Consider the following 20,826-nt stretch of genomic DNA (forward strand, 5'->3'; position numbering starts at 1 on the left):
TCGCCTACGTGCTCGACAGCAGCAACCCGAAGATGGTGCTCACCACCTCCGGTACCGGGTTCGAGATCCCGGAGGGCACAGCGGCCGATCCCGACATCCTGGTGATCGATTCCCTCGAACTCGATGGCTACGCCACCGGACCCATCACCGACGAGGAACGGACCGCACCGCTTCGAGGCGACAACACCGCCTACGTCATCTACACCTCCGGATCCACCGGACGTCCCAAGGGTGTGGCGGTCAGCCATCGCTCGATCGTCAACCGGCTGCTGTGGATGCAGGCCGAGTACTCCCTGACGGGCGACGACGTGGTGATGCAGAAGACGCCTGCGACGTTCGACGTGTCGGTGTGGGAGTTCTTCTGGCCCTTGCAGGTCGGCGCCACACTTGTCATCGCCATCCCCGATGGTCACCGCGACCCTGACTACCTGCGGCGGTTGATCGCCGAATGTGGCGTCAGCACCCTGCATTTCGTGCCGTCGATGCTCTCGGTGTTCCTCGCCGAGGCCGACAGCGCCTCGCTGGCGGGCCTCACGCGGGTCTTCGCCAGCGGTGAAGCTCTGCCGCCGGCCACCGCGGCGCGGTTCGCCAAGCTCACCGACGCCGGGCTGCACAACCTCTACGGACCGACCGAGGCAGCAGTCGACGTCACCTATCACCAGTACACCGCCGACGACGTGAACGTGGTCCCCATCGGGCGTCCGGTGGCGAACACGGGCGTACACGTTCTCGACGCCCGTCTGCGGCCGGTGCCACCGAACGTCTCCGGCGAGCTGTACCTCACCGGTGTCCAGCTGGCCCGGGGTTATGTGGGGCGGCCGGATCTGAGCGCAGACCGTTTCGTGGCGGACCCGATGGCCCGCGGCGAGCGGATGTACCGGACGGGCGACCTCGTCCGCAGGCGTACCGACGGTGAACTCGAGTACATCGGCCGTACCGACTTCCAGGTGAAGCTGCGTGGCCTGCGAATCGAGCTGCCGGAGATCGAAGCCGCACTGACCGACCACGAGTCGATCGCCGACGCCGTTGTGGTGGTGGTGGACGTGGCCGACGACAAACACCTCGTCGCCTACGTGGTGGCCGAACCCGGACAATCCGTCGACAACACCGACCTGCTGCGGCTACTTCGTGACCGGCTGCCCGCCTACATGGTGCCCAGCGCCATCATGGAATTGGACGCGTTCCCGCTCACCGCGAACGGCAAGCTCGACCGCAAGGCTCTGCCCGAGCCCGAATTCATGGACAGTGCAGCGGAATACATCGCTCCGCGCACGGCGGCCGAGGAAGCCGTTGCCAAGGTCTTCGGCGACATCGCCAAGCGGCCACAGGTCAGTGCCACCGACTCGTTCTTCGACATCGGCGGAACCTCGCTGGGCGCCACCCGCGTGGCCGCCCGGGTGCAGGCGGCACTCGGCATCGAGATCAGCGTGCGAGACATCTTCGACCACCCGACTGTCGCCGAGCTGGCCGAGCTGACCACCTCGCGTTCCGGTGGAGCACAGGCACGGCCCGAACTGGCCCCGAGGCCGCGGCCCGAACGGATCCCGCTGTCGCTCGCGCAGTCGCGGATGTGGTTCATCAACCAGTTCGACACCAGCTCGCCCGCATACAATCTGCCGCTCCCGCTGCGGTTGTCCGGCGAACTCGATGTCGATGCGCTGCGCGCCGCGATCGTCGATGTCGCCGAACGTCACGAGTCACTGCGCACCACGTTCCCCGACACCGCCGACGGCCCGTACCAGCTCATCCATCCTGTGGACGAGGCGGTCAACGGGATCTTCCACGAGGTGGAGGTACGGTCGGATCCCGAGGCGATCGCCGATGAACTGAGGCGCCACGCGATCGCCGGGTTCGATGTGACAACCGAACTCCCGATGCGAATCGTGTTGCTGCACATCAGCGAAACCGAACACATCCTGATGCTCGTCGCCCATCACATCGCCGCAGACGGTGCGTCGATGGCTCCGCTCTTCGGCGATCTGGTGCTCGCCTACGAGGCGCGGCGGGCAGGGGAGGCCCCGGACTACACCCCGTTGGCCGTCCAGTACGCGGACTTCTCGATCTGGCAGCGCGAAGTCCTCGGAGACGAGCAGGACGCCGGCTCGGTCGCCGCGGAACAGATCGGCTACTGGCGAAAGACCCTGTCGGGCTTGCCGGAATCGGTGGAACTCCCCACCGACAGGCAGCGTCCGGCCATGCAGTCGCTCCGCGGCGCCGCACTGCCGTTCACCGTCGCGCCGTCGGTCAGGGAAACGCTGCAGCGCGTCGCGCGGTCTCACGACGTCAGCATGTTCATGCTGATGCACGCCGCGCTGGCGGTGCTCATCGAGCGGTTGACCGGTGAGGCCGACATCGCCATCGGTACCCCGATCGCCGGTCGAGGCGAAGAAGCCCTCGACCCACTTGTCGGCATGTTCGTCAACACCGTCGTGCTACGGGCCGAGGTTGATCCAGAGGTCCGCTTTGTCGATCTGCTGGCGCAGGTCCGAGCCGCCGACATCGACGCGATGGCCCACGGGGACATCCCGTTCGAGCGCCTCGTCGAGGTGCTCGACGTCCACCGCTCCACCGCGCACCATCCGCTGTTCCAGATCGCGCTGTCGTTCGACAACAACGAGGCACCAGAACTCACGCTGCCGGGTCTGAAGGTGTCGCCGGTCCGCGCCGACTTCGACGTCGCCAAGTTCGACCTGCAGTTGTCGATCGGTGACAACGACGAGCCCGGTGCGCCGATCAATGCCGTCTTCACCTATGCGACGGACCTTTTCGACGAGTCGTCGATCAACACGTTCGCCGAGCGGTTCGTGCGAATCCTCGAAGCCGTCGCCGTCGACCCCGACGTGGTCGTCAGTGACGTCGACGTGTTGAGCGACACCGAACTCGCCGATCTGACCTCCGTCCGCGGCCCTGAAGGTGTTGCACCACAGACCCTGCCCGACCTGCTCGCGCGAGGGGTCGAGGCCAACCCGTCAGGCGTCGCGGTGTCCTACCGTGGGCAGACGCTCACCTACCAGGCGCTCGACCAGCTCACCAACCGCCTCGCCCGGCGACTCATCGAACTCGGTGCCGGTCCGGAAACCGTGGTCGCACTCGGTGTCCGCCGATCGATGAGCTCGATCGTCGGCACGTGGGCGATCGCGAAGACCGGCGCGGCGTATCTGCCGATCAACCTCGACTACCCGCTCGAGCGGATCGTGGAGATGATCCAGGACTCGGGTACGGCGTTCGGTCTGACCGTGCTCGGCGACGACGAGGCGCTGCCCGCCTCCGTCGACTGGTATGACCTCGACGAACTCGACGCGCAGACCGGCGACCGCTCCAAAGCCGTTGTCACCGACTCCGATCGGCTGTCGCCGCTTCGCATCGACCACCCCGCGTACCTCATCTACACGTCGGGTTCGACAGGGAAGCCGAAGGCTGTGGTGGTGACCCACCACGGGCTCGCCAATCTCGCCACCGACGTGCGCGAGCACTACGACGTCACCACCTCGTCGCGCTTCCTGCACGTGGCCTCACCGAGCTTCGACACATCGGTCGGCGAATTGCTGGCAGCATTCACCGTCGGCGCAACACTGATCGTGTCGCCGCAGGACGTGTTCGGCGGTAGCGAGCTGGCAGAGCTGATCCATGCCGAACGCATCACCAATGTGGTGATGACCCCCACCGCTCTGATGACCGTCGACCCGGCCGGGCTCGACACTGTGCATTCGGTGGTGGTCGGCGGAGACATCTGTCCGCCAGAGCTCACCGAACGCTGGTCCGGTGCGCTGCGAAATGCATACGGCCCCACCGAGGCCACGGTCATCGTCACGATCACCGCGCCGTTGTCCGCGGGCTCCAAGGTCACCATCGGGTCGCCGCTGCGTGGCGTCACCACCCGCATCCTCGATTCGCGGTTGCGTGTGGTTCCCCGTGGTGTCGTCGGTGAGCTGTACCTCGCCGGCCCAGGGGTCGCCCGCGGCTACCACGATCGTCCGCAGATCACCGCACAACGCTTTGTGCCGGATCCCTACGGTGAGCCGGGCTCGAGGCTCTACCGCACCGGCGACCTCGTGCGCTACAGCATGGACCCCGGCAGGAACGGGCACTCGCTCGAATACGTGGGGCGTAGTGACTTCCAGGTGAAGGTGCGTGGGTTCCGTGTGGAGCTGGGCGAGATCGACAAGTTGCTCGATTCCCACCCCGACGTCGATTTCGCGGTCACGGTCGGTACCGCCGGACCCGGTGGCGACACCGTGCTGGCGTCGTACGTCCTGCCCAAGCCCGGACACGAGGTGGATCCGGAAGCGCTCAAACGTAATGTCGGCGAACACCTTCCACAGCACATGGTGCCGTCGGCGGTGACCGTCCTCGACGCCATCCCGCTCACCCCGATCGGCAAACTCGACCGGCGTGCGCTGCCCGAACCCGTCTTCACCGTGGGCGACCGCGTGTTCCGCGCTCCGCGCAATCCGGTGGAGACCACCCTCGCCGAGGTGTTCGCAGAGGTGCTCGATCTCCCCGAGGTGAGCATCGACGAGAGCTTCTTCGACCTCGGTGGCAACTCGCTGAGTGCCACCAAGGTCGTCGGCCGGGCAGGGGCCGCCCTCGGCGGGAAGATCGGGGTGCGTGAGCTGTTCGCCGCGCCGACCGTCGCCGAACTCGCCGAGCGCCTGGCCTCCGGGACCGGTGTACGTGCCCACCGCCCGCCGCTGGTGGCACGACCACGCCCGGTCCGGATCCCGTTGTCGCTGGCCCAGACCCGCATGTGGTTCCTCAACCGCTTCGACCCGGAATCGGTTGCCTACAACATCCCTGCCGCGGTGACGCTGGTCGGCGATCTCGACGTCGCAGCACTGCGGCGCGCGATCAACGACGTGGTCGCGCGACACGAATCGCTCCGGACCATCTACCCGGACTCGCCGACCGGACCGCATCAGGTGATCCTGACGGCGGAGCAGGCCGCCCCGGAGATGGAGATGGTCGACGCCACCGAGGACACGCTGTTCGACGAGCTGACCCGGTTCGTGGCACGGGGCTTCGACGTCACCACCACCGTGCCCGTGCGAATCGCGTTGATGCGACTGGACGAACAGCGTCACGTGCTGTCGATGGTGGTGCACCACGTGGCGGCCGACGGTCAGTCGATGGTGCCGTTCGTCGGTGATCTCGCGGTCGCCTACGACGCGCGTTCGGCCGGGCGGGCTCCGGAGTGGACGCCGCTGCCGGTGCAGTACGCCGACTACTCGATCTGGCAGCGTGAGTTGCTCGGTGACGAGTCGGATCCGACCAGCGTGCTGGCCACCCAGGTCGAGTTCTGGAAGAAGAACCTCGCGGACATCCCCGACCAGCTGGAACTGCCCACCGACCGGCCCCGGCCTCCGGTGCAGTCGCTGCGCGGACGTCAGTTGACGTTCTCGATCTCTGCCGAGGCCCATCGCGGCCTGGCCGACCTGGCACGTGCAAGGGGCGCCAGTGCGTTCATGGCCTTCCACGGCGCCTTCGCGCTGTTGCTCGCACGTCTGAGCGGCAACCCCGACATCACCGTCGGCACGCCGGTGAGCGGCAGGGTCGAGAGCGAGGTCGAAGGTGTCATCGGCATGTTCGTCAACACCCTCGCCATGCGGACCGAGATCGATCTCGGCCGTGGTTTCGGTGCGCTCCTGGACACCGTCCGCGATCGTGACGCCGAAGCGTTCTCCCACGCCGATGTGCCGTTCGAACGCCTCGTCGAAGTACTCAATCCGGTGCGTTCGACCGCCCACCATCCGATCTTCCAGGTCGGTCTGTCGTTCCAGAACATCGAGCGCGCCAGCCTCGACCTCGCCGGCCTGCGCATCGAACCCGTCGAGATGCCCGAGGGCGTCGCACAATTCGACCTGCATCTGATCCTGTCGGACAACTACGACGACGACGGACAGCCGGCCGGACTCGACGCGGTGTTCACCTACGCCGACGACCTGTTCGACCCGGAGACGGTGAGCGCGATCGCCGACCGCTTCGTCACATTGATCGACGAGATCATCGACGAGCCGCTCGTCGCCGTCGGTGACCTGCCGATGCTCACCGGTCGACAGCAGCGCGAACTGGTCCGTGGTCGCAACAACACCGCTGTGGTGCTGTCGCCCGGCACGCTTGCGACCCGGCTGTCGGAATCGATGCGCGACAACGCAGAAGACGTCGCGCTCGAGGCCGATGACGGCACCGCGCTGACGTACGGCGACCTGGCTGTCCGGGTGAACGCGTTGGCCCGGATCCTGATCGACCGTGGGGTCGGCCCGGAAACCACTGTCGGACTTGCGATGCCGCGATCGGTCGACCTGGTGGTGGCGATGTACGCGGTCACCGTTGCCGGCGGCGCCTACCTGCCCATCGACCCGGACCATCCGCTGGACCGCATCTCCTACATAGTCGACAACGCCCGGCCCGTGCTCACCCTGGTGGCAGGCGAGCGACCGTCGGGACTGCCGGAGACGACCCAGACGCTCGACGTCTGTGGCCTCGATCTGGCGGGAGTCTCCTCGGCGCCGGTGGAGGAGGGCGACCGCCTGGCTCCGCTGCGGCCGCACAACACGGCGTACATCATCTACACGTCCGGGTCCACGGGCCGACCCAAAGGCGTTGCGGTGCCTCACGCCGCGATCGTCAACCAACTCGACTGGATCGCCGCGCAGTATCGACTGGACGCCGACGACGCCGTGCTCCTGCGCACGCAGGCCACTTTCGACCTCTCGGTGTGGGAGTTCTGGTGGGCTGTGACCGCAGGTGCCCGTCTGGTGATCGCCTCGCCGCAGGGACATCGCGACCCGGCGTACCTGGCCGAACTGATCCGGCGAACCGCGATCACCACGGTGACCTTCGTGCCTTCGCTGCTGAACGTCTTCCTGCAGGAGGCGCGGGCCGATCAGCTCAGCACACTGCGTTACGTCCTGTGTATCGGCGAGGCACTGACCCCGGACGTCGTCTCGCGATTCCGGGACTTGACCGCACAGGCGTCTTCGGGCGTGGAGATCCACAACCTGTACGGGCCCACCGAGGCCGCGGTCAGCATCACCCATCAGGAGGTGCCGTCCGAACTGGGCTCGGCGGTACCGATCGGCAGGCCGGAATGGAACAGCCAGGTCTTCGTGCTCGACAACCGGCTGCATCCGGTGCCCGACGGGGTGACCGGTGAGCTGTACCTTGCCGGTGCGCAATTGGCGCGGGGCTACCACCAGCGCAGCGACCTCTCGGCCGAGCGGTTCGTCGCGAACCCGTTCGGCACGCCGGGCAGCCGGATGTACCGCACCGGCGACCTCGCGCGCTGGACCACTGTCGCCGGTGACACCCGGCCGACCCTGACGTACATGGGACGCAGCGACTTCCAGGTGAAGGTGCGCGGCTTCCGTATCGAACTCGGCGAGATCGAACGCGTCCTCACCATGTCGCCACAGGTGGATGCCGCGGTGGTCACCGTCCACAGCGACCCCCACGTCGGCGAGCAGCTGGTCGCGTATCTGGTGCCGTCCGCCGGCGCGGCCCTCGACACCCGTTCGGTGCTGTCGACCGCTGCCGAGGAACTACCGGCGTACATGGTGCCCGCGCTCGTGGTGCCGATCGAGCGGCTCCCGCTCAGTGTGAACGGCAAGCTCGACCGTAAAGCGTTGCCGCAGCCCGAGTTCGGATCGTCGGACAACTATCAGCCGCCGAGCAGTCCGGTGGAGGAGATCGTTGCCGGCATCTTTGCCGACGTGGTCGGGGCCACGATGGTCGGCGCCGGTGACAGCTTCTTCTCGCTCGGCGGCAACTCGCTGTCGGCCACCCGTGTGGTCGCGCAGATCAACGCTGCAGTGGGCTCGAACCTGGCCGTGCGCGACCTGTTCACCGAGCCGACCGTCGCCGGACTCGCGCTGCTGGCCGAACGCGCCGACGGGGACCGGGCGCGGCCCGCGCTGCTGGCGACCGCGCGTCCGGCCTTCCTGCCCCTGTCGCCCGCACAGAGCCGCATGTGGTTCATCAACCAGTTCGACACCACCTCACCGGCTTACAACATCCCGGCCGTGATCGCGATGTCCGGCGACCTCGACGTCGACGCACTTCGCGAGGCCGTGACCGATGTGATCAGCCGGCACGAGGTGCTGCGTACCCGCTACCCGGATGACGGCGACGGACCGCGCCAGCTGATCCTCGACGTGGACGAATTGCCGTCTGCCGGGCTCTCGTTGGATGTGCGTGAGGTGTCGGGCGACGACGAGTTGCATGCGCAGCTCGGTGCCTTGATCGGCGAGGGGTTCGATGTGACCGCCGCCGTGCCGGTCCGCATCGCACTGCTACGACGGTCGCCGTCCGAACACGTTCTGGTGGTGGTGATCCACCACATCAGCGGCGACGGCGCATCGATCGCACCGTTGGCGCGTGACGTCATGGTGGCCTACACCGCGCGCACCGGGGGCAGTGAGCCCGGCTGGTCGCCGCTGGCGGTGCAGTACGCCGACTACGCCCTCTGGCAGCACGAGGTACTCGGCGACGAGAACGACCCCGAGAGTCTGGCCGCGCGTCAGATCGACTTCTGGACCCGTCAACTCGACGGCATCCCGGATGTCATCGATCTGCCGATCGACCGTCCGCGGCCGCCGGTGCAGTCGACCGCTGGTGCGTCGTACGAGTTCTCGCTCGATCCCGAATTGCGCAAGGGGCTCGCGCGCGTGGCATCCGGCCACCACGCCACGATGTTCATGGTCTGTCACGCGGCGCTGGCCGTGCTGCTCGCACGATCTGGCACCACGGACGACATCGCCGTCGGAACCGCGATCGCCGGGCGCGGCGAGGCCGAACTCGACGACCTCGTGGGCATGTTCGTCAATACACTGGTGCTGCGTACCGAGGTCAGGCCCGGTGAGCCGTTCAGCGAATTGCTCGCCCGGACCCGCGCCACCGACATCGCCGCCTTCACACACACGGAGGTGCCGTTCGAGCGTCTGGTCGAGCACCTCGCGCCCGAGCGTGAGACCTCCTACGCGCCGCTGTTCCAGGTGGCTCTGGCGTTCCAGAACAACGAGCGGGCCGAGCTCGAGCTGCCGGGCATGCACGTGTCCGGACTCGAATCACCGATCACGACAACCAAGTTCGATCTCCAACTGACCCTGGCCGACGAGGTCGAGGACAACGGCGACACGGGCCTGACGGCGCTGTTCACCTACGCGACTGCGCTGTTCGACCAGTCGACCATCGCCGCGCTGGCCGAGCGCTTCACCGCGATCGCGACCGCCATCGTGGCCGACGCGGACGTACGGATCGGTGACATCGATCTGCTGACGCCCGCCGAGCGGTCCGAGTTGTCGCCGGTCGCCGGCCCGCCGGATGCCCCGTCGCGCACCATGATCGAGATCTTCGACGGCGCGGTGCAGAGCAACCCCGATGGTGTGGCGTTGGTGTGCGGCTCCGAATCGCTGACCTACCGTGAACTCGACTTCCGGTCGGGTGTGTACGCCGAGCTGCTCGTCGACCGAGGTGTGCGTCCCGGGATGCCGGTTGCGCTGGCGATCAGCCGATCGGTGAACTCGATGGTCGCGTTCTGGGCCATCGTCAAGTCGGGCGGCGCGGTGTTGCCGATCGATCCGAACTACCCGGCAGACCGCATCGAGCACATGGTCGCCGACGCCGACGTGACCATCGGTCTGACCATCGACGAGATCGTCGACCGCCTGCCTCAGTTGGCCAAATGGCTACCGGTGTCCGACGAGACGATGGACCGATACGGCCGTCGCACAGTCGAGACCGGCGCGGAGGCACCTGCCTCGTTCCCGGCGCACGCGCCCGTCCTCGACGACCTCGCGTACGTGATCTTCACCTCCGGGTCGACGGGCCGGCCCAAGGGCGTCGGTGTCACCCATCGGGGTCTGGCCAACCTGTTGGCCGAGATGGGCCCCCGGTTCTCGTTGACCTCGTCGTCACGGGTCCTGCATTTCGCGTCCCCGAGCTTCGACGCATCCATCTTCGAGATCATGATGGCGATCAACGCCGCATCCACGCAGGTGATCGCGCCGGCATCGATCTTCGGTGGCGAGGATCTGGCAAGGCTGCTCGCCGAGCAGCGGGTCTCCCACGCCTTCGTGACCCCCGCCGCGCTGGCCACCGTGCCCCCGGACGGCCTCGGCGGTGTCGAGATGATCGCTGTCGCCGGCGATGTGTGCCCGCCTGAACTGGTGCGGCGCTGGGCTCCGGACCGTGCGATGTTCAACCTCTACGGCCCGTCCGAGGCGACCATCTGGTCGACGTCCACGGACGCCATGGACCCGTCCCGGCCGGTCACGATCGGTGGCCCGATCACCGGTGTCCGTGCGCTGGTGGCGGATTCACGCCTGCAGCCCGTACCGCCGGGTGTCGCCGGTGAGCTCTACGTGTCCGGGTCCGCCGTCGCGCGGGGTTACCTCGGCAGGTTCGATCTGACAGCTCAACGTTTTGTGGCCGACCCGTTCGGCGAACCCGGTTCGCGGATGTACCGCACCGGCGATGTCGTCCGGTGGAAGCGGACCGCTGACGGGCGCCTGGAACTGGAGTTCCTCGGCCGAACCGACTACCAGGTGAAGGTCCGCGGCTTCCGCATCGAACTGGGCGAGATCGACTCCGCCCTCGGCGAGCATCCCGACATCGACTTCGCCATCACGATCGGGCACACGCATCCCCACACCGGCCAGACCGTGCTGGTCGCGTACGTGTACCCACGGCCCGGCCGGAGTGTCCAGGCGACCGAGATCAGTGCCCGGCTGGGTGAGCGGTTGCCCTCGCACATGGTCCCGTCATCGATCACCGTGCTCGACTCGGTGCCGCTGACCCCCGCGGGCAAGCTCGATCGACGCGCACTGCCAGAGCCGGTGTTCGACGGCAACTCCGGCGCCTACCGGGCCCCGAGCACTCCGATGGAGCAGCGGCTGGCCGAGCTCTTCACCGAGGTACTCGGTGTGGAGCGGATCGGTGTCGACGACTCCTTCTTCGCCCTGGGCGGTGACAGCATCGTCTCCATCCAGCTCGTGTCCAGGGCCCGCGCCGCCGGCATCGTGCTGACACCGCGCGACGTGTTCGATCGGCGCACCGTGGCGGAGCTGGCCGAGGTGGCCAAGCTCGCCGCCGACGCCGAGGTCCGCATGCTGGCCGAACTGCCCGGTGGCGCAGTCGGTCCCGTACCGCTGACTCCGATCATGCGTTGGCTCGTCGACACCCGCCGCCACTACAAGCAGTTCTCTCAGGCGAGCTTCCTGACCCTGCCTGCCGATCCAGGGCATGAGCGACTGCTCTCGGCTGTCGGTGCCGTCTTGGACCGCCACGATGCCCTGCGCGCACGACTGGACATCGACGACACGAACCCGGAATCGTCCAGCCTGGTCGTTCCGCCGGCAGGCACCATCGATCCGGCCACGGTCCTGACTCGCGTGGAGTTCTCCGAGACCCCTGGGACGCCGGAGTTCAAGGCGATGGTCGCAGCCACCACCGCGGCGGCGGTCGACCGCCTCGACCCGGCCGCAGGCGTCATGATGCAGGTGGTCTGGTTCGATCCCGTCGACGGCACCGCCACCGGACGGCTGTACGTGCTCGTCCACCACCTGGTGGTGGACGGCGTGTCGTGGCGGATCCTGCTGCCCGACCTCGCCATCGCCTGGGGGCAGAGCGAGAACGGCGGCACCCCCGACCTGCCTGCTGTCGGAACCTCGTTGCGTGCGTGGGCAACTGCGCTCACCGAGACCGCCACACACCGCGATGACGAGCTCGACCACTGGGCTGCCGTTGTCGCCACCGACGATCCAGCGCTGGGTGATCGCCGGATCGATCCCGACCGCGACACGGCGTCCACGGTCGAACGCCTGGACGTCGAGTTCCCGAACGACGTGACCGAGTCGATGCTGACCGGCGTCACCTCCGCCTACCGGGGCGGTGTCAACGATGCGCTGCTGACGGCACTCGCTCTGGCCGTGCGGCAATGGCGCGCGCGTCGGGGGGTCCACTCGGACACGCTGCTCATCGATCTGGAAGGCCATGGGCGCGAAGAAGAAGCCGTCGGTGGAGCCGACCTGTCTCGCACGGTCGGCTGGTTCACCAGTATGTACCCGCTGGCCATCGACCTCGCCGGCATCGACCAAGGCGACGCGTTCGCCGGTGGCCCTGCTGCGGGCTCGGCCTTCAAGGCCGTCAAGGAACAACTGCTCGCGGTGCCCGGCAACGGCATCGGATTCGGCGTACTCGCTCACGGCGGCGCGCGGTCGGTTCCCGCGCTCGCGGGCTACAAGGGCGCCCAGATCGGTTTCAACTATCTCGGCCGCGTGGCGGCCGGGCAGGACGACTCCGATCCGATGGCCGACGCCCACGGGTGGCAGCGAGCCACCGACGGTGGGGGATCGGTTGCGGGCGCACAGGATCCCGACATGGTGGTGCCCGCGGTCCTGAGCATCAACGCGGTCACCACCGACCACGCCGACGGTGCCCGGCTGTCGGCCTCCTTCGGCTACGCGGGGGAAATCCTCGGCCACGACGATGTGCAAGAACTCGCCGATCTCTGGGTGTCTGCGGCGACCGCGCTCGCCACCCACGAGCGCAGCGGCCGGGCCGGCGGACTGACCCCGTCCGATGTTCAGCTGGTTCAGATCAGCCAGCGCGAGATCGAGGAACTCGAGCGCGATTACCCTGTCGTGCACGACATCTGGCCGCTCTCGCCGCTGCAGATCGGTATGCTCTTCCACGCCGAGGTGGCCGGTCAGTACGTCACGGACGTCTACACCGCCCAGGTTGTCCTCGAACTGCGTGGGACCGTCGACGAACAGCGCCTGCGTGCTGCGATGGCTACTCTCGTGCGACGAAACCCCAACCTGCGCGCAGGATTCCGGCACATCGGCGACGGATCGGTTGTCCAGGTGATCGCCGGTGGTGTCGACATCGCCTGGGACGTCGTCGATCTCACCGACAATTACCGGACCGACAGCGCTGCCGCCGACCACGAGGTCGACCGGCTGCTCAGGGCTCACCGCAGCGACCGGTTCGACATGGCCGCTCCGCCGCTGATGCGCGCGCTGCTCCTGCGCATCGCCCCAGATGCCGACGGAACCCCTCGCTACCGGATGTCGCTCACCAACCACCACATCCTGCTGGACGGGTGGTCCGGACCGCTTCTGATGGAACAGCTGTTCACTCTGTATGCCACCGGCGGCGACGACTCCTACCTGACCCGCACCCGCTCGTACCGCGACTTCCTGGCCTGGCTGGACCGGCGCGACATGGCCACGGCCGTCGGATCGTGGCAACACGCCCTCGACGGCCTCGACTCGGCCACTCTGCTGGTCGATGAGCCGGCCGTGGAAAGCGCCGGAGATCAGATTCCCATCGAGTTGGGACTGGACCTCGGTCGTCGGACCGCCGAAGGGCTCGCGGATCTCTCGCGCGACCGCGGCATCACGATGAACACCTTGGTGCAGGCCGCATGGGGTCTGGTGCTGGCACGCACCCTGGGCAGTGACGACGTGGTGTTCGGTGCCACGGTCTCGGGCCGACCGCCCGAGATCCCGGGCGTCGAGTCGATACTCGGACTGTTCATCAACACCATCCCGGTGCGGATCAGGCTCGACGAACGGGAGACCGTCCTCGGGCTCCTCGAACGGATTCAGTCCGAACAGGCAGGCCTTCTCGACGCTCACCATGTCGGGCTGCCCACGATCCAGCGTTCTGCGGGGCTGCCGATCCTGTTCGACACGCTCACCGTCTTCGAGTCGTACCCGGTGGACCGCGGCAAGCTCGACGCGCAGTCGGACATCGACGGCATGTCGATCGCGGGCGCACAGATCAACGACGCGTCGCACTACCCGGCAACACTTCTGGCACAAGCAGATCCGGATCTGTCGCTGAAGTTGAAGTACCTGCCGTCCCTGGTGCCGGACGACCGCGCACAGGTGCTGGCCGATCGACTGGTCATGGTCCTGGACACGTTCGCGCAGGCAAGTCTGACGCCGGTTCGCGAACTCGACCTGCTCGACGCCGACGAATTGCACGCGCAACTGGACACCTGGAATGCCACCGACAAAGAGATCACCGACCGCACCGCCATGGAACTGTTCGCCGAGCAGGTGGCGGCAACTCCCGACGCCGTCGCGTTCATCGACGGCGAGCGGACGCTGACGTACGCGCAGTTCGACGCTCTCGGCAACAAACGGGCACGGGCTCTGATCGCCCGCGGTGTCGGACCCGATGCCGTGGTGGCCGTGGCCATGTCGCGCAGCCTGGAGCAGGTCGCGACCGTCTACGGGATCCTCAAGGCGGGCGGCGCCTACCTGCCGCTCGACGTGGAGGCGCCCGACGACCGGTTGCGCACGATCGTCTCGGATGCCGACGTCACCTGCGTGGTGGCCGATTCGGCACAGCTCGGACGTCTGCGTTCGGCGCTACCCGGCGTCAACTGCCTGGACCCGACCGTGCCGGATCTGCAGTCCATCGACGACAGTCCGATACGTCCCGGCGAACGCAGGGGCAAGGTGCGTCCACGTTCACTGGCGTACGTCTTGTTCACCTCCGGATCCACCGGCCGGCCCAAGGGTGTCCAGATCTCCCAGCGGGCATTGGTCAACCAGCTCCAGTGGATGGCTTCCGAACACGGATTCGGGGCGCAGGACGTGGTCCTGCTCAAGACGCCGTTCACCTTCGACGCCTCGGTCTGGGAGATGTTCGCGCCCACCATCGTCGGTGCCACCACCGTGATCGCGGGCCCGCAGGCACATCGCGAAGCCGATGAATTGGTGTCGCTGGTACAGCAGCACGACGTCACCGTGGTGCAGTTCGTGCCGTCGGTGCTGGCCGTGTTCGCGGAGTCGGCAGAACCCGGATCGCTGAAGTCGCTGCGCACGGTGTTCAGTGGTGGCGAGGCCCTCCCGGTGTCGCTTGCCCAACGTGTGGCCGACATCGCCGACGCGCAGGTGGTGAACCTCTACGGGCCCACCGAGGTCACCGTCGATGCCACCTCGCAGGTCGTCGCCGTACCGGGGACGGAACTGAACGGGCACGCAACCCGTGCCGATGCGGCGCCGATCGGCCGGCCTGTCTGGAACACCCGCAGCTTTGTCCTCGACCGGTGGCTTCGGCCCTGCGCGGTGGGTGCGGTGGGTGAGCTGTACCTGGCCGGTGACCAGCTGGCACGCGGGTACCTCGGGCGTCCCGACCTGACTGCCGAACGTTTTGTCCCGAGTGTGTTCGGACCTGCCGGGTCGCTGATGTACCGCACCGGAGACCGGGTACGGCGCCTCGCGGACGGCACACTCCAGTACCTCGGCCGGGTCGACTTCCAGGTGAAGGTCCGCGGTCTGCGTATCGAGCTCGAAGAGATCGAATCTGCTCTGGCACAGCATGACTCGGTGGCCCAGGCCGCCGTGGTGATGCACGAGGACGGCGGACGGCAGCGTCTGGTCGGGTACGTCACCGGACACGACGCGGATCCACAGGCGGTCCGTGCACACGCCGCACGCACACTCGCGCCGTACATGGTGCCCGAGGTGATCGTTTCGCTGGAGGAGTTCCCGCGCAGCCGGTCGGGCAAGATCGCACGACGTGAACTGCCACTACCCGAGGCCACTCTGGCTGCGGGCCGGGCACCGTCGACCCCGACCGAGGAAGTGCTCTGCCGCATCGTCGGCGAGCTGGTGGGTGCCGAGTCTGTGGGTGCCGACGACTCGTTCTTCGAACTCGGCGGCGACAGCATCCTTGCGATGCAGCTCGTCAGCCGCGCCCGGTCGGCCGGAGTGCACTTCACCGCCCGGGATGTGCTGGAGCACCGCACGATCGTCGCGCTCGCTGCTGCGGTGGATCGCGCAGCCGCCGCCTCTGACACGGATGAGACGGCGAGTGCAGAACCCGTTGCTGCGCCCGGCGATCCGACACTGGCCCCGCTCAGTCCCGCCGCAGCGCGCATGATCGAACGCGGCGGAGACACCCGCAGGTTCGTGATGCCTATGGTGGTCAACCTTCCTGCCGACGTCACGGCAGACCAGATCACGACCACCATGGGCGCGGTCATCGACACCCACGACATCCTGCGGTCCCGGCTCGATCGCGACGCTGGGGCACTGCTCATCGGTGCACCCGGATCTGTGGACGTGCACTCGTTGCTGCGCCGCGTGAACCTGACGGACGACAGCCGCCCGGGTGCGCCTGGATACCAGAACGCCCTGCGCGAGGTGCTGTTCGAAGAGATGGACCGGCTCGCTCCTGAGGACGGCGTCATGCTGCGGCTCGCCTGGCTGGATGCGGGACCGGATGCCGCCGGCAGGCTGCTGATTGTCGCGCACCACCTCGTGGTGGATGCGGTGTCGTGGCGAATCCTGGTGGCGGACATCGCCACCGCGGGCTCGCAGATCTCCGCAGGCGCTCCCGTCGAGCTTCCCGACGCGGGAACGACATGGCGGGACTGGACTGCCGGTCAGCATGAGCGGGTCGCGGACCGGCGAGGCGAGCTCGAGTACTGGACGTCGATCCTCGACGGCGACGACCCGGATCTGGGCAGTCGCCGACTCGACCTCGATCGCGACCGGACCGACCTGCTCACGAGGACTTCCGTCGAGATCCCGGCCGAGATCGTCGAGCCACTGATGAGCGCCACCGGCGACGGGACGACAATGGCCGACCAGCTGGTTGCCGGTTTGTCTGCGGCGGTGGTCGGTTGGCGGCGGGATCGCGGCATCGAGGTGCCCAGCGCACTGCTGACCCTCGAGGGCCACGGACGTCAGGAAGACGTGGTGCCCGGTGCTGACCTGTCCCGGACTGTCGGCTGGTTCACGTCGATGTTCCCCGCGAGGATCGACCTGTCCGGCATCGACATGGCCGCGCTGTTCGAACGGCCCGACGTCGCCCGCGAGGTGTTGAACCGGACCAGCGAGGCGATGGCGGCGAACCCGGACCGGGGCATCGGTTACGGCATGCTGCGCTATCTCGACCGGGAATCGGCTGCAACTCTGGCCGCGCTGCCCGAGCCGCAGATCGTGTTCAACTACATCGGGACCGTCCCGGGCGGCGACATCGCCGACGAGATTGCGGCAGCGCCGTGGTTCCCGGACGTGCGTGGGCCGCAGTTGGGCAGCACGGACAGCGATGTGATGGCCCGAGGGAACCGGATGCCGGCCCAGGCCGAGATCGACATCCAGTCGATGGCCACCGACACACCGGATGGGCCGGTCGTGCGCGCCTTCGTCACGTATATCGCAGATGCCGTCGACCCCGAGGACCTCGACGAGTTGATGCAGCATTGGCTGTTGGCTCTGCGGAGCCTGGCCGGGCGCTGAGCCAGGCTCGAGCCCCCGCTCGCAAACTTGCTCTGGCTCGGTCTGCCGGCCGCGCTTGTGCCGGTACTGCGAGCGCTCCCGGTGCCCCGCCCGCGGAACTCGCGGGCGCTCGGTCTGCGGGGCGAGCTTGTGCCGGTACCGCGAGCGGAGCTTGCGACCCGCTCGCGAAACTCGCTCTCGCTCTATCTGCAGGCTGAGCGGGTGCCGATACGGCGAGCGAAGCCTACGCCCCGCTCGCGAAACTCGCTCTTGCTCTACCCGTAGACCGAGCGTTGGCCGGTATGGCGAGCGAACCGTTTAGGCCGCTCGCGAAACTCGCTCTCGCTCTATCTGCAGGCTGAGCGGGTGCCGGTACCGCGAGCGAAGCGTATGGCCCGCTCGCGAAACTCGCGCACTCGATCTGCAGCGACCCAGTCGATATTCACGCGTTCATACGAGCGGCAGGCGAAATACGGGGCAATTACACGTGCATCCACTAATCTCGTAAAGTGAGTCCCAACGCGCATTTGTTTGGCGCGCCGCATTTCATGAGATACATGGCATGTGGAGCATTGAGCAGCCAATTGTCTATTGAAGTAGTCGAGGCGAGGGGGAGCTGTGTCCATTTCAGTGGTCATACCAGCATTCAACGAAGAAGTTTCGATCGGTCGGTGTCTCGACAATCTCGTCGAACAAATCGACGACATCGCGGAGATAGTTGTGGTCAATAACAATTCGACCGATAAAACAGCCGACGTAGTGGCCGCTCATCAAGCGACCGTCCAAAAGATACGACTGCTCGATGAGAGTCGTCAGGGAATCGTGCCCGCTCGCAACCGTGGCCTGGCGTCGGCCACGAGCGACGTCATCGCACGGATCGACGCGGACACGATAGTCCAGCCGGGGTGGGCTGCCGCGATCGACACATTCTTCTCGTCCGCGGGCCCCGAGTTCGGCGCGGCCGTAGGCCCGTTCACCCAGTACGACATGCCTCTTCAAGGGGTGCACCGCGCTTTGATGCGGATCGCGACCACGTCGCGGAAAGGGGAGAGTGACGAGGTCAAGCAATCTCCTGGCGTCTACGGAGCGAATATGGCGATCCGCCGGGACGCATGGGAGCAGATCGAGTCGCTGACCCATGACGAGCCGGGGATCTGGGAGGATCTGGACATTTCGATCGCGTTGCGCGCTGTCGGTCGGAAGATCGCCGTGATCGAGGGTATGCGGGTGCAGGTGTCCGGCCGGCGGATGCTGACGAGCCGAAAGTTGTACTGGCAGTTCACCCGGGGCGTTCCCCGCACCTGGGAGCTGCACGGGGACACCTCACGAGCCCGGGCGTCGTGGATCAATGTGTGGATCGCGCGTGCAATGTACCTTGCGTTCTGGGTACCCACCCGCACGTACGATCCGATGACGCGAAAGCACAGCATCAGACGGCTGTTTGCCCGTAGAGAAGACCGGCCGATCGCCTGATGCCGAACCGTCCACTCGGGCGGCGCCCGATGGGGCAGGCCCCTGACAGAAGGATGTACGCGTGACGACAGCTGTAGACCAGATCGAACAGGAGACCGCAGACATCCTGCGGGCGGAGATCCCGGGTGATCGGGTGGCCGTCTTGGACTATCCCAATCACTTCAATTCCGGCGACCTTCTCATCTATCGCGGACAACTGGCGTACCTCGATCGGCTGGGGATCGACCCCGCATATGTCTGCGCGACCCATACATATGACCGCGCCGCCCTTTCGCGTCGACTGCCGACGGGCCCGCTGTTGCTGCAGGGTGGTGGGAATTTCGGCGATCGGTATGACCGATTCCAGCTATTTCGTGAACGGGTGATCGAGGAGAATCCGGACCGAAAAATCATCCAGATGCCGCAGACGATCGATTTCCTCGACAAGTCTGCGCTGGAGCGTGCGCAGGCCGTGTACTCCCGGCATCCGGATTTGACTCTGATGATCCGCGACAGGGCGGGCTGTGAAATGACCCGCGAATTGTTTCCCGACAATCGGGTGGTCTACTGTCCGGACCTGGCATTCGGAGCCCGGCCACTGCCACCGGTAAGGGAACCGAGCCGCGACGTGGTGATGCTCAAACGTCGGGATCAAGAATCGATGCACGAGAAAGACGATGTCGCCCGGGCATTCCCGGGCGTCCCGAGGACCGAATGGCATGCGTCGGTGGCGGACAACTTCAAGTGGTGGCCGGTCAGCCTGGCGAACTCGGCGATCCACAAGGTGCCGCGGGTCCGGGCGCGGGCCTACCCGTACGCCCGGTGGGCGTTCGATTACCAGTGCGATCTGGTCATCCGCAACGCGGTGGACATCCTGTCCGAGGGCAAGGTGGTGGTCACCGACCGGCTCCACGCAGCTGTCTTCTCGGTTCTGCTCGACAAGCCGGTGGTGATGGTGGACAACGCCAACAAGAAGATCTCGGCCATCTACCGGGACTATCTCGGATCTGCTCCGGGCACCCATCTCGCCGGGGACTTCGACGAGGCCGCGCGAATCGTCACAACCCTGCTCTGACGTCTCTCCCGGCCCGAGTCATCAGTCTGCGTCAGGGGCACGGTGCCGGATGTGTCCGCGCATATCCCGGGTCGAGGGCAGCGAGGGTGATCCACACCGACCGTGGGCTGCTGGTGACCTCCATGTGGTTGGCCTCAGCGCTCTCGCAACCGTCCTGCACCCACACGTTCTTCACGGTCGCGCCCGGAACCGGCTTGAGGAACGAGTGCTCCGGTGGCGTCACCATCGTGTCCTGCTTGGTACCGACCGCCACGTAGTCGACCCCGGGACGGGTGTCCCCGCCAGCGGCCAGTTCGCGAAGGAACGGCGAGCCCGCCATCTGCTCGATGTACGAAGGCCCCACCGTTGCGGCGGCAAGCGTGACCACCGGGATTCCGAGCATCTCGGCGATCGCACCGAGCTGCTGGTTGATGTTGAAGCTTGTCCCCTGATTGGTGCCGGCAAGGCTGACCAGGGTGCGGACGATGTTGCGCTCAGGACGAACGGCATCCGAACCACCGCCCGACTTCAGGTACGACCGCGCGACAAGCGCACCTTGGGAGTGGCCGACCACATCGACCTGCGGTGCCCCGGTCGCGGTGCGGACGCGCGACACGAAGTCGCCGAGACTGCGGGCCGACCGCTCGATGGTGTCGCCGCCGACGAGATCGAGGAGGTTCTGGCGCGTGCCGGGCGCCCTCGTCCCGTAGTTGAGAGCGAAGACGCAATACCCCTCGGCCTTGAGCGCCGGAGAAAGCGTCTTCCACGTCGTGGCCATATCGGCCCACGTCCCGTGGACCAGGACAACCGGGCGGGGATGTGCCGGGCTGGGGATGCAGGACCAGTCATTGGCACCCTCGGGTGACTCACCACCAGATGTTGTCGGTGCAGGTGCAGGTGCGGGTGCCGCCGTCGCAGGCGCGGCGAGTGCGGTCAGTCCCAAGCACATCACCGCCGTGCATACCAGGGCGATCCGTCCCGTGAGCCATCGTCGATCCAGCGTTCGCAGCAAACCTTGCCCCTCATCCGATCACAACTATAAACCTCTCGTTGAGAGTTTACGGGATGATGCAGGGGCGT

At 66.9% G+C, this 20,826-nt stretch carries 4 protein-coding genes (1 of these 4 only partly in view); 3 read left to right on the forward strand and 1 reads right to left on the reverse strand.

Translation table 11 applies throughout. The features are described 5' to 3' along the window. The 3 genes from ACVWY6_RS03230 to ACVWY6_RS03240 all read left to right on the forward strand — a co-directional run. A protein-coding gene (locus ACVWY6_RS03230; protein WP_457536135.1) for a non-ribosomal peptide synthase/polyketide synthase crosses the window boundary here: on the forward strand, positions 1 to 17,261 show its 3' portion. The gene continues 16,597 nt to the left of window position 1, outside the view; 17,261 of the gene's 33,858 nt are visible here — the last part of the coding sequence; its start codon lies beyond the left edge, outside the window; the stop codon is at positions 17,259 to 17,261. A gap of 609 nt (positions 17,262 to 17,870) precedes the next feature. Further along, on the forward strand, positions 17,871 to 18,713 hold the full coding sequence (locus ACVWY6_RS03235) for a glycosyltransferase (protein ID WP_457536866.1): 843 nt from the start codon (positions 17,871 to 17,873) through the stop codon (positions 18,711 to 18,713). 61 nt (positions 18,714 to 18,774) lie between these two features. Beyond that, entirely contained in the window at positions 18,775 to 19,767 is a 993-nt protein-coding gene (locus tag ACVWY6_RS03240) for a polysaccharide pyruvyl transferase family protein (protein WP_457536136.1), read from the forward strand. A gap of 31 nt (positions 19,768 to 19,798) precedes the next feature. Here ACVWY6_RS03240 and ACVWY6_RS03245 read toward each other — a convergent pair whose 3' ends face one another. Then, positions 19,799 to 20,695 carry an esterase/lipase family protein gene (locus ACVWY6_RS03245; RefSeq protein WP_457536868.1) on the reverse strand — a complete coding sequence of 299 codons (897 nt, stop codon included), beginning with the start codon at positions 20,693 to 20,695 and terminating at the stop codon, positions 19,799 to 19,801. Positions 20,696 to 20,826: the final 131 nt, after the last annotated feature.

The sequence above is a fragment of the Williamsia sp. R60 genome, assembly GCF_054063855.1.

Bases quoted from the DNA above. Each gene is read 5' to 3' on its own strand.
- ACVWY6_RS03245 (WP_457536868.1), bottom strand. From the start codon at position 20,695: ATGTGCTTGGGACTGACCGCACTCGCCGCGCCTGCGACGGCGGCACCC.